The organism is Azospirillum sp. B506 (assembly GCF_000333595.1).
In the GTDB taxonomy this organism is placed as follows: domain Bacteria; phylum Pseudomonadota; class Alphaproteobacteria; order Azospirillales; family Azospirillaceae; genus Azospirillum.
The window spans coordinates 1-19,546 of the sequence record NZ_BADK01001064.1 but is presented as its reverse complement, the minus strand read 5'-3'; the positions used below and the strand labels follow the sequence as shown (position 1 = coordinate 19,546).

Genomic DNA, 19,546 nt, shown 5'->3' with positions numbered 1-19,546 from the left:
TGTTCAAGAAGAAGGGCAAGTAAGACCATGGAAACCTTGTCGGCCCTTCTCTATCTCGTCGCCTCCATCTGCTTCATCATGGCGCTGCGCGGGCTGTCCAGCCCGGAGACCTCGCGCCAGGGCAACATCTACGGCATGGTCGGCATGACCATCGCCATCCTGACCACGCTGGCCTCGCCCATCGTCCAGTCCTATTGGATGATCGTGCTCGGCATCGCCATCGGTGGTGCCATCGGCTATGTCGTCGCCAAGAAAATCGAGATGACGGCGCTGCCGCAGCTGGTCGCCGCCTTCCACTCGCTGGTCGGTCTGGCCGCCGTCTTCGTGGCGCTCGCCGCCTTCTACTCGCCGGAGGCCTACGGCATCGGCGTCCGCGGCGCCATCGCCAAGGGCTCGCTGATCGAGATGGCGCTGGGCACCGCGGTCGGCGCGATCACCTTCACCGGTTCCATCGTCGCCTTCGCCAAGCTGCAGGGTCTGGTCACCGGCAAGCCGCTGGTCTTCCCGATGCAGCATCCGCTGAACGCGGCGCTCGGCGTGCTGACCGTCATCCTGATCGGCTGGCTGGTGCAGTCGAACGCCGATGCCGCGATGTGGCTGATCGTCGTCGTGGCGCTGGCGCTGGGCTTCCTGCTGATCCTGCCGATCGGCGGTGCCGACATGCCGGTGGTCATCTCGATGCTGAACAGCTACTCGGGCTGGGCGGCCTGCGGCATCGGCTTCACCCTGCAGAACAACCTGCTGATCATCACCGGCGCGCTGGTGGGATCCTCGGGCGCGATCCTGTCCTACATCATGTGCAAGGGCATGAACCGCTCGATCTTCAACGTCATCCTCGGCGGCTTCGGTGGCGAGGCTGCGGGTGCCGCGGCCGGCGCCAAGGGTCCGCAGGGTTCGGTCAAGGCCGGCTCGGCCGAAGATGCCGCCTACATCATGAAGAACGCCCAGTCGGTGATCGTGGTCCCGGGCTATGGCATGGCGGTGGCCCAGGCCCAGCATGCCCTGCGCGAGATGGCCGACAGCCTGAAGCATGAGGGTGTGGACGTGAAGTATGCCATCCACCCGGTGGCGGGCCGCATGCCCGGTCACATGAATGTGCTGCTGGCCGAAGCCAACGTGCCCTATGACGAGGTGTTCGAGCTGGAGGACATCAACCGCGACTTCGGCACGGCCGACGTGGCCTTCGTCATCGGCGCCAACGACGTGACCAACCCCGCCGCCAAGACCGACCCGACGAGCGCCATCTACGGCATGCCGATCCTGGACGTGGAGAAGGCCAAGACGGTGTTCTTCATCAAGCGCGGCATGGCCGCCGGCTATGCCGGCGTCGAGAACGAGCTGTTCTTCCGCCCCAACACCATGATGTTGTTCGGCGACGCCAAGAAGGTCACCGAAGAGGTCGTGAAGGCGATGGAAGCCTAACGACCGCTGTTAAAAGAAAGCGCGCCGCTCCGGTTGGGGCGGCGCGCCTTTTTCGTTTTTGGAGCGGGCGTTATCCCGTCACCAGATCGTCCAGCCGGAAGCCGGCGATCTTGTAGATTTCCTCCAGCGCCCGGCCGAACTCCATCTCCGGCTCGTTCGCCACGCGCTCGCGCATCGCCGCCAGGATTTCCTGCTTGCTGCTGAAGCGCACCGCCATGATGAAGGGGAAGCCGAAGCGCTCGCGATAGGCGCGGTTCAGGTCGCGCTGCTCCTGGGCCTCCGCGTCGGTCAACCCGTCCAGCCCGGCCCTCGCCTGTTCGGTCTGCGAGAAGGCGGTCAGGGTGGCCGGGCGGCTGGCGCGGTCGGCGAGGTCGGGGTGGGACAGGATCAGGGCGCGCTGCCGCTCCGTCCCCGCCGCGCGGACGATGCCGGTCATCGCCGCGCGCAAGGCCGTGGCATCGGCGAAGGGGCGCTGGTCCCAGGCGGCGTCGGCGACCCAGGGGCTCTCCTCGAACACCGCGCCCAGCGCCGCGACGAAGGCGGCGCGGTCCATCCGGTTCAGATCGTCCAGGCTGTAGGGCATCTGCGGTCTCACGTCGCGGTGTAGGGGTGTTCGGCGATCCAGTGGCGGGCGATGTCGAGCCGGGTCGCCACCCACGCCTTGTCATGGCTGCGCACATAGTCGAGGAAGCGGGCCAGCGAGGCGGCACGGCCGGGACGCCCGACCAGACGGCAATGCAGCCCGATGGACAGCATCTTCGGCGCCGTCTCCCCCTCGGCATAGAGCGTGTCGAAGCTGTCCTTCAGATAGGCGAAGAACTGGTCGCCGCTGTTGAAGCCCTGGTTGGTGGCGAAGCGCATGTCGTTGGCGTCGAGCGTGTAGGGCACGATCAGCTGCGGCCGGCCATGGCTGTCGTCCCAATAGGGCAGGTCGTCGGCGTAGGAATCGGCGTTGTAGAGGAAGCCGCCCTCCTCGGCGACCAGCCGCCAGGTGTTGGGGCTGCACCGCCCGAGATACCAGCCGAGCGGCCGCTCGCCGGTGACGCGGGTGTGGAGCTCGATGGCGCGCAGCATGTGCTCGCGCTCCACCTCGGCCGGCAGATGCTGGTAATCGATCCAGCGCCAGCCATGGGTGGCGATCTCCCAGCCGGCGTCCTTCATGGCGGCGACCACCTCGGGATTGCGCTCCAGCGCCATGGCGACGCCATAGACGGTGACCGGCAGGTTGCGCTCGGTGAACATCCGGTGCAGCCGCCAGAAGCCGGCGCGCGAGCCGTATTCGTAGATCGACTCCATGTTCATGTGGCGGGCGCCCGGGATCGGCTGGGCGCCGACGATCTCCGACAGGAAGGCCTCCGACGCGGCGTCGCCATGGAGGACGCAATTCTCGCCGCCCTCCTCGTAATTGATGACGAACTGCACCGCCACGCGGGCGCCGCCCGGCCAATTGGCCTGCGGCGGGGTGGCGCCATAGCCGATCATGTCGCGGGGATAGCCCTGCGGTTGGGCGGTCTCGGTCATCGTCGTCTCGCTCTTAACGCTGCGGTCGAAGCGGAGACTACGCTAAGCCATTGGCGGCTGGGGGTTCAATCGGTTGAATGGGGGTGGGGGTGAAGACAGTTTCCGGATTTTCGCGGGTGGGCAGGGGAGCGCGGTTGGGCTTAAGCTGCGGCATCCCGAACCGCACTGCCGTGGAGACCGCACCGCCATGGGCCGCCTGACCACCCACGTCCTCGACATCGCCGCCGGCCGTCCGGCGCCGGGCATGCGCATCCGCCTGACCTCGCTCGACAGCGGCGCCATTCTCGGCGAGTTCACAACGAATGCCGACGGCCGGCTCGACGCCCCGGCGCTCCAGGGCGACGATTTCAAGACCGGCCGCTACGAACTGCTGTTCATGGCCGGCGAGTATTTCCGCCGCATCGGCGCGATTTCGGGCGCCATCGATGGTGACGGCCCGGACTTCATCGACGAGGTGCCGCTGCGCTTCGGCATCAAGGATGCGTCCCAGCACTATCATGTGCCGCTGCTGGTTTCCCCCTGGGCCTATTCCACCTATCGCGGCAGCTGACGCCCTCTTCCCCCTTCGCGCTGCTTTCCAGCCTGTGGAAAAGGCAAGCCGTTGATTTGCCGTCCCCACCATCCGCGCGCTTAGCTGTCTTCAGCAACAATCGCGTTTGGTGAGGAGTCGAGCGATGGCGAAAATGACGGCGGCGGAAGCGGCGGTGCGGGTGCTGGAGCGGGAGGGCATCGACGTCTGCTTCGGCGTCCCCGGCGCCGCGATCAACCCCTTCTATGCGGCGATGCAGCGGCGCGGCACGATGCGCCATGTCCTGGCCCGCCATGTCGAGGGCGCCTCGCACATGGCCGAGGGTTACACCCGCGCCCAGGCCGGCAACATCGGCGTGTGCATCGGCACCTCCGGCCCGGCCGGCACCGATATGATCACCGGCCTCTATTCGGCCATCGCGGACTCGATCCCGATCCTGTGCATCACCGGCCAGGCGCCGCGCGCCCGCCTGCACAAGGAGGATTTCCAGGCGATCAACATCGCCGACATTGCCAAGCCGGTCGCCAAATGGGCGGTGACCGTGCTGGAGCCGGCCCAGGTGCCCTATGTCTTCCAGCAGGCCTTCCACCTGATGCGCAGCGGCCGTCCCGGCCCGGTGCTGATCGACCTGCCGATCGACGTCCAGATGGCGGAGATCGAGTTCGACGACGAGACCTATGAGCCGCTGGCGGTCTACAAGCCGTCTGCCACCCGCGCCCAGGTCGAGAAGGCGCTGGCGATGTTCGCGGCGGCGGAACGTCCGCTGGTCGTGGCCGGCGGCGGCATCATCAACGCCGATGCGTCCGACAAGCTGGTGGAGTTCGCCGAACTGCTCGGCGTGCCGGTGATCCCGACGCTGATGGGCTGGGGCGCCATCGCCGACGACCATCCGCTGATGGCCGGCATGGTCGGCCTGCAGACCGCCCACCGCTACGGCAATGCCACCATGCTGAAGTCCGACTTCGTGCTGGGCATCGGCAACCGCTGGGCCAACCGCCACACCGGCTCGGTCGAGGTCTACACCAAGGGCCGCAAGTTCGTGCATGTCGACATCGAACCGACCCAGATCGGCCGCGTCTTCATGCCGGATCTCGGCATCGTGTCGGATGCCGGCGCAGCACTCGACCTGTTCATCGAGGTGGCCAAGGAGTGGAAGGCGGAAGGCCGCTTCAAGGATCTCGGCGGCTGGGTCAAGGATTGCCAGGGCCGCAAGCGGTCGATGCACCGCCGCAGCGACTTCGATCAGGTGCCGATGAAGCCGCAGCGCGTCTATCAGGAGATGAACAGCGCCTTCGGCCAGGACACCACCTACGTCACCACCATCGGCCTGTCGCAGATCGCCGGTGCGCAGTTCCTGCACGTCTACAAGCCGCGCCATTGGATCAATTGCGGCCAGGCCGGCCCGCTGGGCTGGACCCTGCCGGCGGCGCTCGGCGTCCGGGTGGCCGATCCGAAGCGGCGCATCGTCGCCCTGTCCGGCGACTACGACTTCCAGTTCATGATCGAGGAGCTGGCGGTCGGCGCCCAGCACAAGCTGCCCTACATCCATGTGCTGGTGAACAACGCCTATCTCGGCCTGATCCGTCAGGCGCAGCGCGCCTTCCAGATGGACTTCCAGGTCCAGCTGTCCTTCGAGAACATCAACGCGCCGGAGATCGGCGTCTATGGCGTCGATCACGTTGCGGTGGCGGAAGGACTGGGCTGCAAGGCGATCCGCGTCACCGAGCCCGACCGCATCCAGGAGGCGTTCACCCAAGCCCAGGCCTGGATGGACCAGTATCAGGTGCCGGTCGTCGTCGAGCTGGTGCTGGAGCGGGTGACCAACATCTCGATGGGCGCCGACATCGACAACGTCACCGAGTTCGAGGAGACGCTGGACTTGCCGGTGGAGGAGAGCGAGACCGTCCTGGTCTGATCGACCGGTCTTCTCAAGACGAAAGGCGCGCCCGGCGGCGCGCCTTTCGCATTTTTCATGCTCCGCCGCTCAAGCCCCGCCGTTCAAGCGATGGCGAAGCAGCCGGACCCGCTGCCGACACCGGTGTCGAGCGGGTAGCCGATCGCCGCCAGGCTTTCCGCCGAAAAGACCGCCGCCGGGTCGATGCCGTTCAACGTTACCGAGGTAGGGATGGCATTGATATCGGCGTCGAAATTCACCGGCCCTTCACGGAAGCGGCTGAAAATGGCCACCGCCTGTCCGTCCTCCACCGGGGTGAAGGTCGCTTCGTCCTCCAGGTTCAAGCTGTCGACCAGCGTGCCGGCTGGGTCATCCAGATAGATCTGCGCCCGCAGCCACACCTCCTGTCCGTTCGCCGGGTCGGTCGAGGTGCCGGGGGCGATGACGGCGAGGAAATCCTCCGGCGTGCGCGGCGGTTCCGGGTCGTTCACGAACTCGCGATAGAGGGTGCCGTCACCCACCACCAGCGTCGTCCCGTCGCTGGGCAGCGTGGTGGCCTGGACGACATGCTCGATCTCCGTGTCGCCGACCTGGGCGGACAGCAGGAACTGGTTGGGCTGGTCGTCGAAATAGCGGCGGTAGGTGGTGCCATCCGTGCCGATCACCGGGTCGTCGAACGTCATTGCGATGGTGATCCGGAACGGATCGCCGGTCTGCACGTCTTCATCCAGGAACGGGAAGGGCCGGTCGATGGTGCCCTGGACATCGACGACATACAGGCCCTCATAGGCGTCGCCGCCGTCACCATTCCCGCCTCCACCCCCACCCCCATGATGGCCATGTCCCCAGCCGTTGCCATGACCGCCATGGTGTCCGTGGTCGTGTCCATGGCCATCGCCACGCCCGCCACCGTGTTTGCCGGACCGATCGCCTTCGAACATGCTGCCCTCCCAACCGATCGCCTGCGTTGTCAAAAGTCGCGATACGCGCGACCTTCCGTTGAAGATAGAACGCTGCGGGCCGGCCGGTCGGACGGGCATCCGTACATATCTCCGTCTGGATCGCCGGTCGGATGAGTTTTTGCGCTGCAACGCCACGAACGGGAGTGGCAAATTCCCTGCAGCGGGTGAGGCGTGCTAGCGTCCGTCCCGAACCGTCAACCCACCGGTCCGGCAGGGAGTCCGCGCGAGCATGGCGTTGCTTGAGAACATGCGCATCTTCGTCCGCGTCGTCGAACTGGGCAGCCTGTCGGCCGCCGGGCGAAACCTGCGCATGTCGCCGGCCATGGTCAGCCACCGCATCCAGCAGCTGGAAACCCATCTCGGCGTCCGGCTGCTGAACCGCACGACCCGGCAGTTGCAGGCGACCGAGACCGGCATGGACTTCTACCAGAGCTGCCTGGAGGTGCTGGAAGCGGTGGAGCGCGCGCACAGCAGCATCGCCGCCGGCTCCGGCGTGCCGTCGGGCAGCGTACGGGTGACGGCGCCGCTGGGGTTCGGCCGCCGCATCCTGTCGCCTCTGGTCCCGGACTTCTGCGCCGACCACCCTCTGGTGGAGGTGCGGCTTCGCCTGTCCGACCATCTGCTCGACCTGCTGCGCGAAGCGGTGGATGTGGCGGTGCGCATGGCGGCGCTGAAGGATTCCAGCTTCGTCGTGCGCAAGATCGCCGATGTGCGCCGCGTGCTGGTCGCCGCCCCCTCCTACCTGTCGGAGCGCGGTCGGCCGGAAAGGCCGGCGGACCTGTCCGGCCACAACTGCCTGCTTCTGCGCTTCCCCGGCACCCAGCAATATCAATGGAGCGTGCTGGAGGGCGGCGAGCCGGTGAAGCTGCCGGTGTCTGGCCGCTTCGACGCCGACGACGGCGACGTGCTGACCGGCTGGGCGCTCGACGGGCGGGGCATCGCCATGAAGCCGCTGTGGGAGGTGGCCGAGCATCTCGCCAGCGGCGCGCTGGTGCCGGTGCTGCCGGATTATCCGCCTGAACCGGTGACGCTCGCCGTGCTCTACCCCCATCGCGCGCTGGTGCCGGCCAAGGTTCGGGCCTTTGCCGATCATATGGTTCCCAAGATAAAGGCGGCTCTGACGGCGATTTCTCCCCAGACGATCATATGATCGGTGGGCATATCATCAGGGGATCCCCCAACTGTCCGTCCGCGGGCCTTGGTCTGTTCACTGGACCGCTGCCGTATGTCGGTGTCGTGCCGTCATGTCACTTGAATTCATCTCCCGATGCCGTTTCTGTCGCGCTCGGGAATGGCTCTGTGCATCGATGATTTCATGGCTCTCACGCACCCGTCCGGCCCGACGCAGGGAAAGGGAGGGGGCATGTTTCTGTTCACAAAAAGCGCGAGCCACGAGCGGGCCAAGCTTGACGCACTGGACCGCTCACAAGCCGTGATCGAATTCGGCCTGGACGGCACCATCCAGACGGCGAACCGCTGTTTCCTCGATTTGATGAAGTATCGTCTGGATGAGGTCCAGGGACGGCATCACAGCATGTTTCTGACCAAGGCCGATTCCGCCGACCGATCCTATGCCGACTTCTGGGACAAGCTGCGGCGAGGAGAGCATCAGAGCGGCGAGTTCCGCCGGTTGGCCAGGGACGGCGGCGAGGTCTGGATCCAGGCCACCTACACCCCGATCCTGGATCCTTCCGGAAAGGTGTGGAAGGTGGTGAAATTCGCCACCGACGTGACGGAACAGCGCCGCCGCAACGCCGATTTCCGTGCCCAGATCGAGGCGATCAACCGGTCCCAGGCGGTGATCCAGTTCCGCACCGATGGAACCATCCTCGATGCCAACGAAAATTTCCTGAAGGCGGTGGGCTATCGCCTGGACGAGGTGGTCGGGCAGAAACACAGCATGTTCGTCTTTCCCGAACAGCGCGACACCGCTGACTATCGCGAATTTTGGACATCCTGCGCAGCGGGAATTCCATACCTCCCTCTACCGGCGGCGGATGAAGGATGGATCGGAGCTCTGGATCAATGCCAGCTACAATCCCATCCTCTCCGACACCGGCGAGGTGGTGAAGGTCGTCAATTTCGCCTCGAACGTGACGACCATGATCCACACACGGATGAAATCCATCGATTTCGCCAAGGAGACGGCACAGCAGGTCAGCACGGTCGCCGACGCGGTCGAGCAGATGTGCAGTTCCGCGACCCGGATTTCCACCGATATCCTGAAATCGAGCGAGGTGGTGGACGAGATCGACCGCCGCACCGCCGCTGCCGACAGCGCCACCGGCCGGTTGAACGAGGCGGCCGCCGCGATGGATGGCGTCGCCAAGTTCATCGACGCCATTGCCTCGCAGATCAAGCTTCTGTCGCTGAACGCCACCATCGAGGCGGCGCGGGCCGGCGAGGCCGGGCGCGGATTCGCGGTGGTGGCGACCGAGGTGAAGTCGCTGGCCGAACAGACCTCCGGAGCGACCGAGCGGATCGGCGTCGAGATCGTCGCCATGCAGGAGGTCGTCCGCCATGTGGTGGAGGCGCTGGGCAGCATCGCCACATCGGTCGGAAGCGTGAAATCCACCGTTCATGGCGTCACAGCCGGGGCAAAGGAACAGATGTCCCTGACCGCCGGCGTGGTGTCAAACATGCGTCAGGCCCAGAGCGGCGTCGAAGCGATCAACCACAATCTGGAAGAGATGCTGATCCGGGCGCGCTGATCCTCACAGACCGATCCTCACACCCCGCGCGACCGCACCAGCAGCACCCGCGCCTCGTCCGAGGCGCGCTGCAGGTGGGGCAGGAACTGCACCTCCATTTCCGGACAGGTGACGCGGGCGGCCTGGGCGCTGATGTTCATCGCGGCGACCACGCCGCCTGACGCCGTGCGGATCGGCACGGCGATGGAGCGCAGCCCCAGCTCCAGCTCCTGGTCCACCAGCGAGAAGCCGCGTTCCCGCACCCGCTCCAGCTCGCGCTTCAGCGGGTCGGGGGCGGTGATGGTGCGTTCCGTGTAGGGCTTCAGCGGCACCCGCGCCAGATAGGCGTCCAGCTCCGTCTCCGGCAGGGCCGCCAGCAGGATCCGGCCCATCGAGGTGCAGTAGGCCGGCAGGCGGCTGCCGACATTCAGCCCGACCGACATGATCCGCTTTGTCGCCGCCCGCGCGATATAGACGACGTCGTCCTCGTCCAGCACGGCGGCGGAGCAGGATTCCTGCACCGCCCCGCTGACCTGTTCGATCAGCGGATCGAGGATCGTCGCCAGCGGCGCCGACGACAGGAAGGAATAGCCCAGCGCCAGGATCTTCGGCTTCAGATGGAAGGTCCGGCCGTCCGATCCGGCATAGCCCAGCTGCATCAGCGTCAGCAGGCAGCGCCGCGCCGCCGCCCGTGGCAGGCCGGTGATCTTGGCGATGTCGGCGATGGTCAGGTTCGGCTCCCGCTCGGTGAAGGCGCGAATCACCGACAGGCCGCGGGCCAGCGAGGTCATGAAGTTCGGGTCGGACGCCTCCTCCGCCATGGCGGGCGATGCCTTGTCTGTGGCCCCGGCCCCAGTCTCGATGTCGGCCATATACGGGTCCCTTCCCCTAAGAACGATCCTGAGGGGTCAAATTAGGGCGATTACCGCGCAATAGCCAGGAAAAACGAACAGAATTGGCGCTGACTCCGTCGGCAGCGGAAATAGTTCGATGTGCCCGCAATTAGCCTTGCGGGTGTCTGGCATCTGGTATACCGTATCGATAATTCAAAACGACGCGCCACTCCCAAAGACTGGCATGGGCGATCATCCGAACGCTCGCACGAGCAACGCTCACGACAACAAGCGGCGCCGATGGCGTCGGCGCGCAAAGGGTCGGAAACGTGATGAACCGAGAAAGATTCAGTGTCGAACCGCTCGAACAGGGCATGAGTTTCAAGGCGAAGGCCTATCAGGCGCTGCGACAGGCGATCACGCAGATGAACATCTACGGCCAGAGCAGCGAGATCAGGTTGGATGAACGCCGGCTGTGCGAGGCGTTGGGCGTCAGCCGCACCCCGGTGCGGGAGGCAATGGCGCTGCTGGAACAGGAGGGGTTCATCCGCTCCCAACCGCGGCGCGGGATCTTCGTGGTGCGCAAGACGAAGGCCGAACTGGTGGAGATGATCACGGTGTGTGCCGCCCTGGAAGGCATGGCGGCACGCCTGTTCGTCGAGAACGCCACCACGGACAAGCTGGAACTCCTGCACGCCGCGTTCGACAAATACACGAAAGCCGAGTTGGCGGAGCATGTCGCCGAATATTCGGACGCCAACATCGTCTTCCACCAGAGCATCGTCCAGGCTTCGGGCTCCGCCCTGATCTCGGACCTGACCGACCGCTTCTTCATCCATATGCGTGCGATCCGGCGCGCGACGATGGGCATCGGCGACCGTGCCGACCAGTCCATCCACGAGCATCGGGACATCATCGAGGCGCTGGCCGCCCGCGATGCCGATCTCGCGGAACGCCGCGTCCGGGAACACACGCTCGGTCTCGCACAGTACGTGGAACGGCATTGCGCCTTCCTCGACTAACCGATCTTGAACCTTTTTGGAGCCTCGGGGAGGAGTCACCCATATGTCTACTGCGGCTGCAACGATCACTAAGAACCAGGCCACGGAAGCATCTGTTGTCGAAGACGCGCCGGCACTGACCGACGGCTTCCAGCTCGTCATCGACGCGCTCAAGCTCAACGACATCAACAACCTGTATGTCGTCCCCGGTATCCCGATCTCCGACCTGCTGCGCATGGCGCAGGCCGAGGGCATGCGGGTCGTCTCGTTCCGTCACGAACAGAATGCCGGCAACGCCGCCGCCATCGCCGGTTTCATGACCAAGAAGCCGGGCGTCTGCATGACGGTGTCGGCCCCGGGTTTCCTGAACGGCCTGACGGCGCTGGCGAACGCCACCACCAACTGCTTCCCGATGATCCTGATCAGCGGCTCGTCGGAGCGCGAGATCGTCGATCTCCAGCAGGGCGACTATGAGGAGATGGACCAGCTCGCCATCGCCAAGCCGCTCTGCAAGGCCGCCTTCCGCATCCTGCACGCCCAGGACATCGGCATCGGCGTGGCGCGCGCCATCCGCGCCGCCGTGTCGGGCCGTCCGGGCGGCGTCTATCTCGACCTGCCGGCCAAGCTGTTCTCGCAGGTGATGGACGCGGCCGAGGGTGCCAAGTCGCTGGTCAAGGTCGTCGATCCGACCCCGGCGCAGTATCCGTCGGCCGACGCGGTCAACCGCGCGCTCGACCTGCTGAAGGGCGCCAAGCGTCCGCTGGTGATCTTCGGCAAGGGCGCCGCCTATGCCCAGGCCGACGAGACGATTCGCTCCTTCGTCGAAAAGAGCGGCATCCCCTTCCTGCAGATGAGCATGGCCAAGGGCCTGCTGCCCGACACCCATCCGCAGTCGGCCGGCGCCGCCCGCTCGCTGGTGCTGCAGGAGGCCGACGTGGTCATGCTGGTCGGCGCGCGGCTGAACTGGCTGCTGTCGCACGGCAAGGGCAAGACCTGGGGCAAGCCCGGCTCCAAGAAGTTCATCCAGGTCGACATCGAGCCCAGGGAGATGGACAGCAACGTCGAAATCCATGCCCCGCTGGTCGGCGACATCGCCTCGGTCATGGAAGTGCTGCTGAAGGGCATCGACGGCGGCCTGACCCCGCCGGCCGACTGGATGGCCACCGTCGCGGCCAAGCGTGAGCAGAACGTCGCCAAGATGGCGCCGAAGCTGATGAGCAACGCCTCGCCGATGAACTTCCACGGTGCGCTGGGCGCTCTGCGCCGCGTTATCAAGGAGCGCCCCGACGCCATGCTGGTCAACGAGGGTGCCAACACCCTCGACCTCGCCCGCGGCATCATCGACATGTACGAGCCGCGCAAGCGCCTCGACGTCGGCACCTGGGGCGTGATGGGCGTCGGCATGGGCTACGCCGTCGCCGCGGCGGTGGAGAGCGGCAAGCCGGTTCTGGCGGTCGAGGGCGACAGCGCCTTCGGCTTCTCCGGCATGGAGGTGGAGACGATCTGCCGCTACAACCTGCCGGTCTGCATCGTCATCTTCAACAACAACGGCATCTATCGCGGGACCGACGTCAACCCGACCGGCGGGAACGACCCCTCGCCGATGGTCTTCGTCCCCGGCTCGCGTTACGACAAGATGATGGAAGCCTTCGGTGGCGTCGGCGTCCATGTCACCAACCCGGACGAGCTGTACCGCGCGGTCAGCGAGGCGATGGACAGCGGCCGTCCGACCCTGATCAACGCCGTCATCGACCCGGCCGCCGGCACCGAAAGCGGCAACATCGGCAGCCTCAATCCGACCAGCTCGGTCCGCAAGATGCCGTCCTAAAAAACAGCCGACCATCACGACTTTGAAAAAGCAGGGGGAGAGATACATGGGCAAGGCACTTCAGGGCGTGCGGATTCTCGACTTCACACATGTTCAGTCGGGACCGACCTGCACCCAGTTGCTCGCCTGGTTCGGCGCCGACGTCATCAAGGTCGAACGGCCGGGCGAGGGTGACATCACCCGCAGCCAGCTGCGCGACCTGCCGGACGCCGACAGCCTGTATTTCACCATGCTGAACCATAACAAGCGGTCCATCACCCTCGACACCAAGACGCCCAAGGGCAAGGAGGTGCTGGAGGCGCTGATCAAGACCTGCGACGTGATGGTCGAAAACTTCGCCCCCGGCGTGCTCGATCGCATGGGGTTCACCTGGGAACGCATCCAGGAACTGAACCCCGCGATGATCGTCGCGTCGGTCAAGGGCTTCGGGCCGGGGCCGTTCGAGAACTGCAAGGTGTACGAGAATGTCGCCCAGTGCGCGGGCGGTGCGGCCTCGACCACCGGTTTCGACGACGGCCCGCCGATGGTCACCGGCGCCCAGATCGGCGACAGCGGCACCGGCCTGCATCTGGCGCTCGGCATTGTCACCGCCCTCTACCAGCGCAAGGAGACCGGCCGCGGCCAGAAGGTGCTGGCCGCCATGCAGGACGCCGTGCTGAACCTGTGCCGCGTCAAGCTGCGCGACCAGCAGCGCCTGGCCAACGGCCCGATGAAGGAATACCCGCAATACCCGAACGGCGAGTTCGGCGACACGGTGCCGCGCGCCGGCAATGCGTCGGGCGGCGGCCAGCCGGGCTGGATCCTGAAGTGCAAGGGCTGGGAGACCGATCCCAACGCCTACATCTACTTCATCGCCCAGGCTCCCGTCTGGAAGTCGATCTGCAAGGTCATCGGCAAGGAGGAGTGGATCACCGATCCCGACTACGCCACCCCGGTGGCCCGCCTGCCGCGCCTGATGAGCATCTTCGCCACCGTCGAGGAGTGGACCAAGACCCTGACCAAGTTCGAGGTCATGGACCTTCTCAACAAGTACGACATTCCCTGCGGCCCGATCCTGTCGATGAAGGAAATCGCCGAGGACAAGTCGCTCTACGAGACCGGCACGCTGGTCGAAGTGGAGCATCCGACCCGCGGCAGCTACTTGACGGTCGGCAACCCGATCAAGCTGTCCGACAGCCCGACGGAGGTCACCCGCTCCCCCCTGTTGGGTGAGCACACCGACGAAATCCTGCGCGACGTGCTCGGTTTCAGCGAGCGTGAGATCGTCGACATCCATGACAGCGGCGCCATCGGCGTCGTCGAGCGGCTGGCGGCGGAGTAACAGTCTCCGCGTCCTTCCCAGCCCTCCCCGCTTCGGCGGGAGAGGGTGGGGGAGGGCCGGCACCCGATATTTGAAAAGCCTGCCGATTTTTAAAAACCCCGTTTCCCCTCTTCCCGACCGTCCCCTTCCCGGTCGCTCAAGAGCCGAAGCGGGAGCCGAAGCCCGGACTTTTAAAAATCCGCCGCCCGTCAGCCGAAGAATTTCCGGCTCCCCGCGGCCTCCAAAAAACAATTCCCGACTGGGACAGAGACGAAAACCATGAACATTCACGAGTATCAGGCCAAGGAACTGTTGCGAGGGTACGGCGTCGCCGTTCCGCGCGGCGGCGTGGCCTTCACCCCGGAAGAGGCTGCATCGGTCGCCCGCGAACTCGGCGGTCCGGTCTGGGTGGTGAAGTCGCAGATCCATGCCGGCGGCCGCGGCGCCGGCCGGTTCCAGGACAATCCGGGCGGCAAGGGTGGCGTCCGCGTCGTCAAGTCGGTCGAGGAGGTCGCCGCCAACGCCGCCGAGATGCTGAACCATGTGCTGGTGACCAAGCAGACCGGCCCGGCCGGCAAAGAGGTCAAGCGCCTCTATGTCGAGGAAGGTGCCGACATCAAGCGCGAGCTGTATCTCGGCCTGCTGATCGACCGCGCCACCGGCCGCGTCACCATCATCGCCTCGACCGAAGGCGGCATGGAGATCGAAGAGGTCGCCCACAACAGGCCGGAGAAGATCGTCAAGGTCGCGGTCGACCCGGCCACCGGCATCCAGGGCCACCACACCCGCAAGGTCGCCTTCGCGCTGGGTCTTGAGGGCAAGCAGGTGGGATCCGCCGCCAAGTTCATCCAGGCCGCCTACAAGGCGTTCACCGAGCTGGACTGCGCCATCGTCGAGATCAACCCGCTGATCGTCACCGGCGCCGGCGACATCCTGGCGCTCGACGCCAAGATGAGCTTCGATGACAACGCGCTGTTCCGCCACAAGGACGTGGCCGCCCTGCGCGACGAGGCGGAAGAGGATCCGGCGGAGATCGAAGCCGCCAAGCATGAGCTGAACTACGTCAAGCTCGACGGCAACATCGGCTGCATGGTCAACGGTGCCGGCCTGGCGATGGCCACCATGGACATCATCAAGCTGTACGGTGCCGAGCCGGCCAACTTCCTCGACGTCGGCGGCGGCGCCACGAAGGAGCGCGTCACCGCGGCCTTCAAGCTGATCCTGTCCGACAGCGCGGTCGAAGGCATCCTGGTCAACATCTTCGGCGGCATCATGCGCTGCGACGTGATCGCCGAGGGCGTGGTCGCCGCGGCCCGCGACGTGAAGCTGCATGTGCCGCTGGTGGTCCGGCTGGAAGGCACCAACGTGGCGCTCGGCAAGCAGATCCTGGCCGACTCCGGCCTGCCGATCCTGTCCGCCGACAATCTGGACGACGCAGCCAAGAAGATCGTCGCCGCCGTGAAGAAGGAGGCCGCGTGAAATGGCTGTTCTCGTCGACAAGAACACGAAGGTGATCTGCCAGGGCTTTACCGGCGCCCAGGGCACCTTCCACTCCGAGCAGGCCATCGCCTACGGCACCAGGATGGTCGGCGGCGTCACGCCCGGTAAGGGCGGGGCCAAGCACCTCGACCTGCCGATCTTCGACACCGTCGCCGAGGCGGTCGAGAAGACCGGCGCCAACGCCTCCGTGATCTACGTGCCGCCGCCCTTCGCCGCGGACGCGATCCTGGAGGCCATCGACGCCGAAATCCCGCTGGTGGTCTGCATCACCGAAGGCATCCCGGTGCTGGACATGGTCCGCGTCAAGCGCGCGCTCGACGGCTCCCAGAAAAATGGAGTTGGGACCCGCCTGATCGGGCCGAACTGCCCCGGCATCATCACGCCGGACGAGTGCAAGATCGGCATCATGCCGGGCCACATCCACAAGCGCGGCAAGATCGGCATCGTCTCGCGCTCCGGCACGCTGACCTATGAGGCGGTGGCGCAGACCACGGCGGCCGGCCTGGGCCAGACCACCTGCATCGGCATCGGCGGCGACCCGGTCAACGGCACCAACTTCGTCGACAGCCTGGAGCTGTTCGTGAAGGACCCGGAGACCGAGGGCATCATCATGATCGGCGAGATCGGCGGCGACGCCGAAGTCCGCGGCGCCGAGTTCATCAAGGCGTCGGGCACCAAGAAGCCGGTCGTCGGCTTCATCGCCGGCCGCACGGCTCCTCCGGGCCGCCGCATGGGCCATGCCGGCGCGGTGATCTCCGGCGGCAACGACACCGCCGACTTCAAGATCGACTTCATGAAGTCGGTCGGCATCGCCGTCGCCGACAGCCCCGCCAGCCTGGGCTCCACCATGCAGGCGATCTTCAAAGGGTAACCAGTCCCCCGCGGGACCGCCGTCCGCGACGGTCCCGCGGCCTTAGCCAAGCCTTCTGTCACTCACGCCATCAGCCGCAACAGACAGGCGCAACCAACGCGCCGGACCCCGAGGGAGATGGGACATGAAAGCGCAAGCCCAAAACAGCATCCTGGCTCGCCGCATCATCCACGACGACCCCAGCGAGGGCGCCGCGGCCATCATCAAGACCGCGATCATCGAGACGCCGCGGGTCAAGAACGACAACGGCAAGGACGCCAAGGCCGAGCGCGGCCAAGTGGTGCAGTCGCTGTGCCGCGCGCTGAACATCCTGACGATCCTCGGCTCCAACGATGGTCCGATGACGCTGACCGAACTGTCGGAAGCCGCGAACCTGTCGCCCTCCACCACCCATCGCCTGCTGACGACCCTGCAGTACGAGCGCTATGTCCGCTTCGACCAGAGCGCGCGCGGCTGGGTGGTCGGCGTCCAGGCCTACATGACCGGCGCCAACTTCCTGAAGACCCGCAATCTGGTCGACGTCGCCCGTCCCCGCATGCGCCGTCTGATGGAGGAGAGCAGCGAGATCGTCAATCTGGCGGTCGAGGAGAATGGCGAGGCGCTCTATCTCGCCCGCGTCGGCGGTCCGCGCGCCGCCCAAGTGGCGGTGCCGCAGGCCGACCGCACGCTGCTGCACTGTTCCGCCGTCGGCAAGGCGCTGCTGGCCGGCATGCCCGAGACCAAGGTGCAGACCATCGTCACCCAGCGCGGCATGCGCCAGTTCACCCGCAGCACCCTGTCGTCGTTGCCGGCGCTGTACCGCGACCTGACGTTGGTGCGTACCCGCGGCTATGCCCTGGACCAGGAGGAGCGGGTGTCCGGCCTGCGCTGTGTCGCCGCCCCGATCTTCGACGAGAATTCCCGTGTGATGGGCGCCCTGTCGCTGTCCGGCTCCAGCCGGCGCATCGAGGACGCGCGGCTGCGCGCCCTGGGCGAAATGGTCAAGCGCGCCGCCGCCGCGGTGACGCAGGAACTGGGCGGCCGCGTGCCGGTTCACAACTGACCCAGCCCTGACACGGACAAAGAACGCCTAGAGCAAAAGAACGCCAAAAGCTGACGGCAGGTGGTGCACGTTGGCATTCCTCCCTGGCGCACTCAGGGCCGCATTCCTCACGGGATGCGGCCTTTTTTCTTGAGAAAAGAATGGTTTCCACGGAATGGAAAAGCGTATTTTTTCTCGGGAAAACTGGCGGCGCCCGTGCAATTGTCTGCTTCGGGAAAGGCGTTCCTTTCTCATCGGGCGGATGTGTTGTTTTGCATGTTCGCGCTTCTCTCGGAGACTGGCCGTGCTGTGTGCAGCACGGCCATTTTTTTGCCTTTTCCGCAGGGCGAAATCGGATCCATCGCCGCGTGGACTGGCCGTCCGCCGCGACGACAGAGTGCCCCCCAGACCTTTCACCAGAACAGCGCAGGGGAGCGATCCGAATGGCAGAGTCCAGACAGATGACGGCGATCGAGGTGAGCCAGCCCGGCAAGCCGGAGGTGCTGGTTCCGGCGAAGCGTCCGGTTCCCGATCCGGCGCCCGGCGAGCTCCGCATTGCCGTCCAGGCAGCCGGCGTCAACCGGCCGGACGTGCTCCAGCGGCTCGGCAAATACAACCCGCCGCCGGGCATCACCGACATCCCCGGACTGGAGGTCGCCGGCACCGTCGATGCGCTGGGCGCGGGAGTCGAGGGTTGGCAGGTCGGCGATCCGGTTTGCGCCTTGCTGGCCGGCGGCGGCTATGCCGAGTATTGCGTGGTGCCGGCGGCGCAATGCCTGCCGATTCCGGACGGCCTGTCGATGGCCGAGGCGGCGGCCCTGCCCGAGACCTTCTTCACCGTCTGGTCGAACGTGTTCGAGCGCGGCGCGCTCCAGCCCGGCGAGGCGCTGCTGGTCCATGGCGGCACATCCGGCATCGGCACCACGGCGATCCAGCTGGGGGCCGCCTTCGGCGCGCGGGTCTTCGCCACCGCCCGTGGGGCGGAGAAATGCGGTGCCTGCGTCCGGCTGGGGGCCGAGCGCGCCATCGACTATGCCGAGGAGGATTTCGTCGCGGTGGTCAAGGAGGCCACCGGCGGGGCCGGCGTCAATGTGGTGCTGGACATCGTCGGCGGCGATTACGTCGCCCGCAGCATCGACGCGCTGGCGGTCGAGGGCCGCTATGTCTGCATCGGCTTCGTCCGCGGCGCCACGGCCACCGTGAACTTCTTCCCGGTGATGGCCAAGCGGCTGGTGCTGACCGGTTCCACCCTGCGGGCGCGGCCGGTCGTCTACAAGCAGGCGGTGGCCGACCAGCTGAAGGCCCGCGTCTGGCCGCTGGTGGCGGCCGGTACGGTCAAGCCCGTCGTCCACGAGGTCTTCCCGCTCGCGCAGGCCGCCGACGCCCACCGGCTGATGGAGAGCAACCAGCATGTCGGCAAGCTGGTGCTGACGGTGGGGTGAAAACCTCCCTCTCCCGCCCCAGTAATTCCCTCTCCCCCCTGGGGAGAGGGGTAGGGTGAGGGGGGCGCGCGGCGAGGATTTGCAAGCATCGCGCAGTCCCCGTTCCCCACCGAATTCACCCTCTGCATCCCCCTCACCCCGACCCTCTCCCCGGGGGGGAGAGGGGGATTTTCCCCAAAGGCCGCCGCACCCTCAATCCAGCATCGGCAGCCCGGTCTCGATGCGGACCAATGCGGCCAGCAGCGGGGCGCCGATGTCGCGGCGGACGAAGTTGCTGGCCTTCTCCGCCGCGTTGATCGCCAGCTGGAAGGTCCGGCGCCAGCGGTCGTCGTTGTAGAAGGCTTTCTCCGCCTTGGCCCGCTGCGCCAGCAGGCCGGGCCGGCGGCCGGCGGCATCGTCCACCAGCTTGTTCAGGCGGTTCATCAGGTCGCTGGCGACGGTCGGCTCTCCCCGCTTCATCGCCGCCTCGATCAGCTCGGCATAGGCTTCGCCGCGGGTGTCGATGTCCGTCACCTGGTTGGCATAGGCGACGGCCATGCCCGCCTCGCCGCGCTTGGCCAGCCGTCCCAGCACCGCCGGAATCGTCCAGGGATTCTCGTCCTGCACGGTGCTGAGCAGGCCGAGCGCCAGCTTCGGCTCGCCGATGTCGGCCGCCGCCACCGCCAGCTCCGGCGGGCAGCAGTCGCCGCGGGTTTCCTTGAACTTGGAGAACTGCGTCTCGACCGTGTTCAG

General features: G+C 66.3%; 16 protein-coding genes and 2 pseudogenes. 13 read left to right on the top strand and 5 right to left on the bottom strand.

Annotation, left to right across the window (positions count from 1 at the left end; genetic code table 11):
- Positions 1-27: 27 nt before the first annotated feature.
- Positions 28-1,422 carry an NAD(P)(+) transhydrogenase (Re/Si-specific) subunit beta gene (locus I71_RS32915; RefSeq protein ID WP_042704236.1) on the top strand — a complete coding sequence of 465 codons (1,395 nt, stop codon included), beginning with the start codon at positions 28-30 and terminating at the stop codon, positions 1,420-1,422.
- 70 nt (positions 1,423-1,492) lie between these two features.
- On the opposite strand, the gene uraD is transcribed toward I71_RS32915, so the two are convergent.
- Positions 1,493-2,005, bottom strand: a complete 513-nt coding sequence (gene uraD / locus I71_RS32910) for a 2-oxo-4-hydroxy-4-carboxy-5-ureidoimidazoline decarboxylase (protein WP_042704234.1) — start codon at positions 2,003-2,005, stop codon at positions 1,493-1,495.
- A gap of 8 nt (positions 2,006-2,013) precedes the next feature.
- On the bottom strand, positions 2,014-2,943 hold the full coding sequence (puuE, locus tag I71_RS32905) for an allantoinase PuuE (protein WP_042704232.1): 930 nt from the start codon (positions 2,941-2,943) through the stop codon (positions 2,014-2,016).
- Positions 2,944-3,130: 187 nt separating this feature from the next.
- Here puuE and uraH point away from each other — a divergent pair, with 187 nt between their 5' ends.
- Together uraH and gcl are read left to right on the top strand one after the other, a co-directional pair.
- Positions 3,131-3,493 (top strand): hydroxyisourate hydrolase, encoded by a 363-nt coding sequence (gene uraH / locus I71_RS32900; RefSeq protein WP_042704230.1) that lies wholly within the window; start codon positions 3,131-3,133, stop codon positions 3,491-3,493.
- A 124-nt stretch (positions 3,494-3,617) separates the two neighbouring features.
- Complete coding sequence (gcl, locus tag I71_RS32895; RefSeq protein WP_042704227.1) at positions 3,618-5,387, top strand: glyoxylate carboligase; 1,770 nt, start codon at positions 3,618-3,620, stop codon at positions 5,385-5,387.
- A gap of 83 nt (positions 5,388-5,470) precedes the next feature.
- On the opposite strand, the gene I71_RS39055 is transcribed toward gcl, so the two are convergent.
- Positions 5,471-6,307 (bottom strand): hypothetical protein, encoded by an 837-nt coding sequence (locus I71_RS39055; protein ID WP_199902321.1) that lies wholly within the window; start codon positions 6,305-6,307, stop codon positions 5,471-5,473.
- A gap of 250 nt (positions 6,308-6,557) precedes the next feature.
- On the opposite strand from I71_RS39055, the gene I71_RS32885 reads away from it, so the two are divergent.
- The 3 genes and pseudogenes from I71_RS32885 (at position 6,558) to I71_RS40775 (ending at position 9,039) form a co-directional block, all read left to right on the top strand.
- Positions 6,558-7,478: a LysR family transcriptional regulator gene (locus I71_RS32885; protein ID WP_042704223.1), complete on the top strand. Its 921-nt coding sequence runs from the start codon at positions 6,558-6,560 to the stop codon at positions 7,476-7,478.
- Positions 7,479-7,595: 117 nt separating this feature from the next.
- Positions 7,596-8,336, top strand: a pseudogene (locus tag I71_RS36695) (PAS domain-containing protein); the annotation flags it as partial.
- Positions 8,326-9,039: a methyl-accepting chemotaxis protein gene (locus tag I71_RS40775; protein WP_049976458.1), complete on the top strand. Its 714-nt coding sequence runs from the start codon at positions 8,326-8,328 to the stop codon at positions 9,037-9,039. The pseudogene I71_RS36695 and the gene I71_RS40775, both read left to right, overlap by 11 nt.
- 17 nt (positions 9,040-9,056) lie before the next feature.
- Here the strand turns inward: I71_RS40775 and I71_RS32875 are convergent, their stop codons facing one another.
- The gene (locus tag I71_RS32875) at positions 9,057-9,890 is read right to left on the bottom strand and encodes an IclR family transcriptional regulator (protein ID WP_042704221.1); all 834 of its coding nucleotides are present in this window, start codon (positions 9,888-9,890) and stop codon (positions 9,057-9,059) included.
- Positions 9,891-10,183: 293 nt separating this feature from the next.
- Between I71_RS32875 and I71_RS32870 the strand changes: the two genes are divergently transcribed.
- The 7 genes from I71_RS32870 (at position 10,184) to I71_RS32840 (ending at position 18,814) form a co-directional block, all read left to right on the top strand.
- Positions 10,184-10,873, top strand: a complete 690-nt coding sequence (locus tag I71_RS32870) for a GntR family transcriptional regulator (RefSeq protein WP_042704219.1) — start codon at positions 10,184-10,186, stop codon at positions 10,871-10,873.
- 43 nt (positions 10,874-10,916) lie between these two features.
- A complete protein-coding gene (gene oxc, locus I71_RS32865) occupies positions 10,917-12,680 on the top strand; it encodes an oxalyl-CoA decarboxylase (protein WP_042704217.1) in 1,764 nt (587 codons plus the stop codon).
- A gap of 46 nt (positions 12,681-12,726) precedes the next feature.
- The gene (gene frc, locus I71_RS32860) at positions 12,727-14,001 is read left to right on the top strand and encodes a formyl-CoA transferase (protein ID WP_042704215.1); all 1,275 of its coding nucleotides are present in this window, start codon (positions 12,727-12,729) and stop codon (positions 13,999-14,001) included.
- A 258-nt stretch (positions 14,002-14,259) separates the two neighbouring features.
- Positions 14,260-15,459: an ADP-forming succinate--CoA ligase subunit beta gene (gene sucC, locus I71_RS32855; RefSeq protein ID WP_042704213.1), complete on the top strand. Its 1,200-nt coding sequence runs from the start codon at positions 14,260-14,262 to the stop codon at positions 15,457-15,459.
- A 1-nt stretch (position 15,460) separates the two neighbouring features.
- Entirely contained in the window at positions 15,461-16,351 is an 891-nt protein-coding gene (gene sucD, locus I71_RS32850; RefSeq protein ID WP_042704211.1) for a succinate--CoA ligase subunit alpha, read from the top strand.
- A gap of 124 nt (positions 16,352-16,475) precedes the next feature.
- Positions 16,476-17,393, top strand: a complete 918-nt coding sequence (locus I71_RS32845) for an IclR family transcriptional regulator (RefSeq protein ID WP_049976457.1) — start codon at positions 16,476-16,478, stop codon at positions 17,391-17,393.
- Between the two features lie 422 nt (positions 17,394-17,815).
- Positions 17,816-18,814 (top strand): NAD(P)H-quinone oxidoreductase, encoded by a 999-nt coding sequence (locus tag I71_RS32840; protein ID WP_042704209.1) that lies wholly within the window; start codon positions 17,816-17,818, stop codon positions 18,812-18,814.
- A gap of 192 nt (positions 18,815-19,006) precedes the next feature.
- Here the strand turns inward: I71_RS32840 and I71_RS32835 are convergent.
- Positions 19,007-19,546 (bottom strand): annotated as a pseudogene (locus I71_RS32835) (hypothetical protein); the annotation flags it as partial.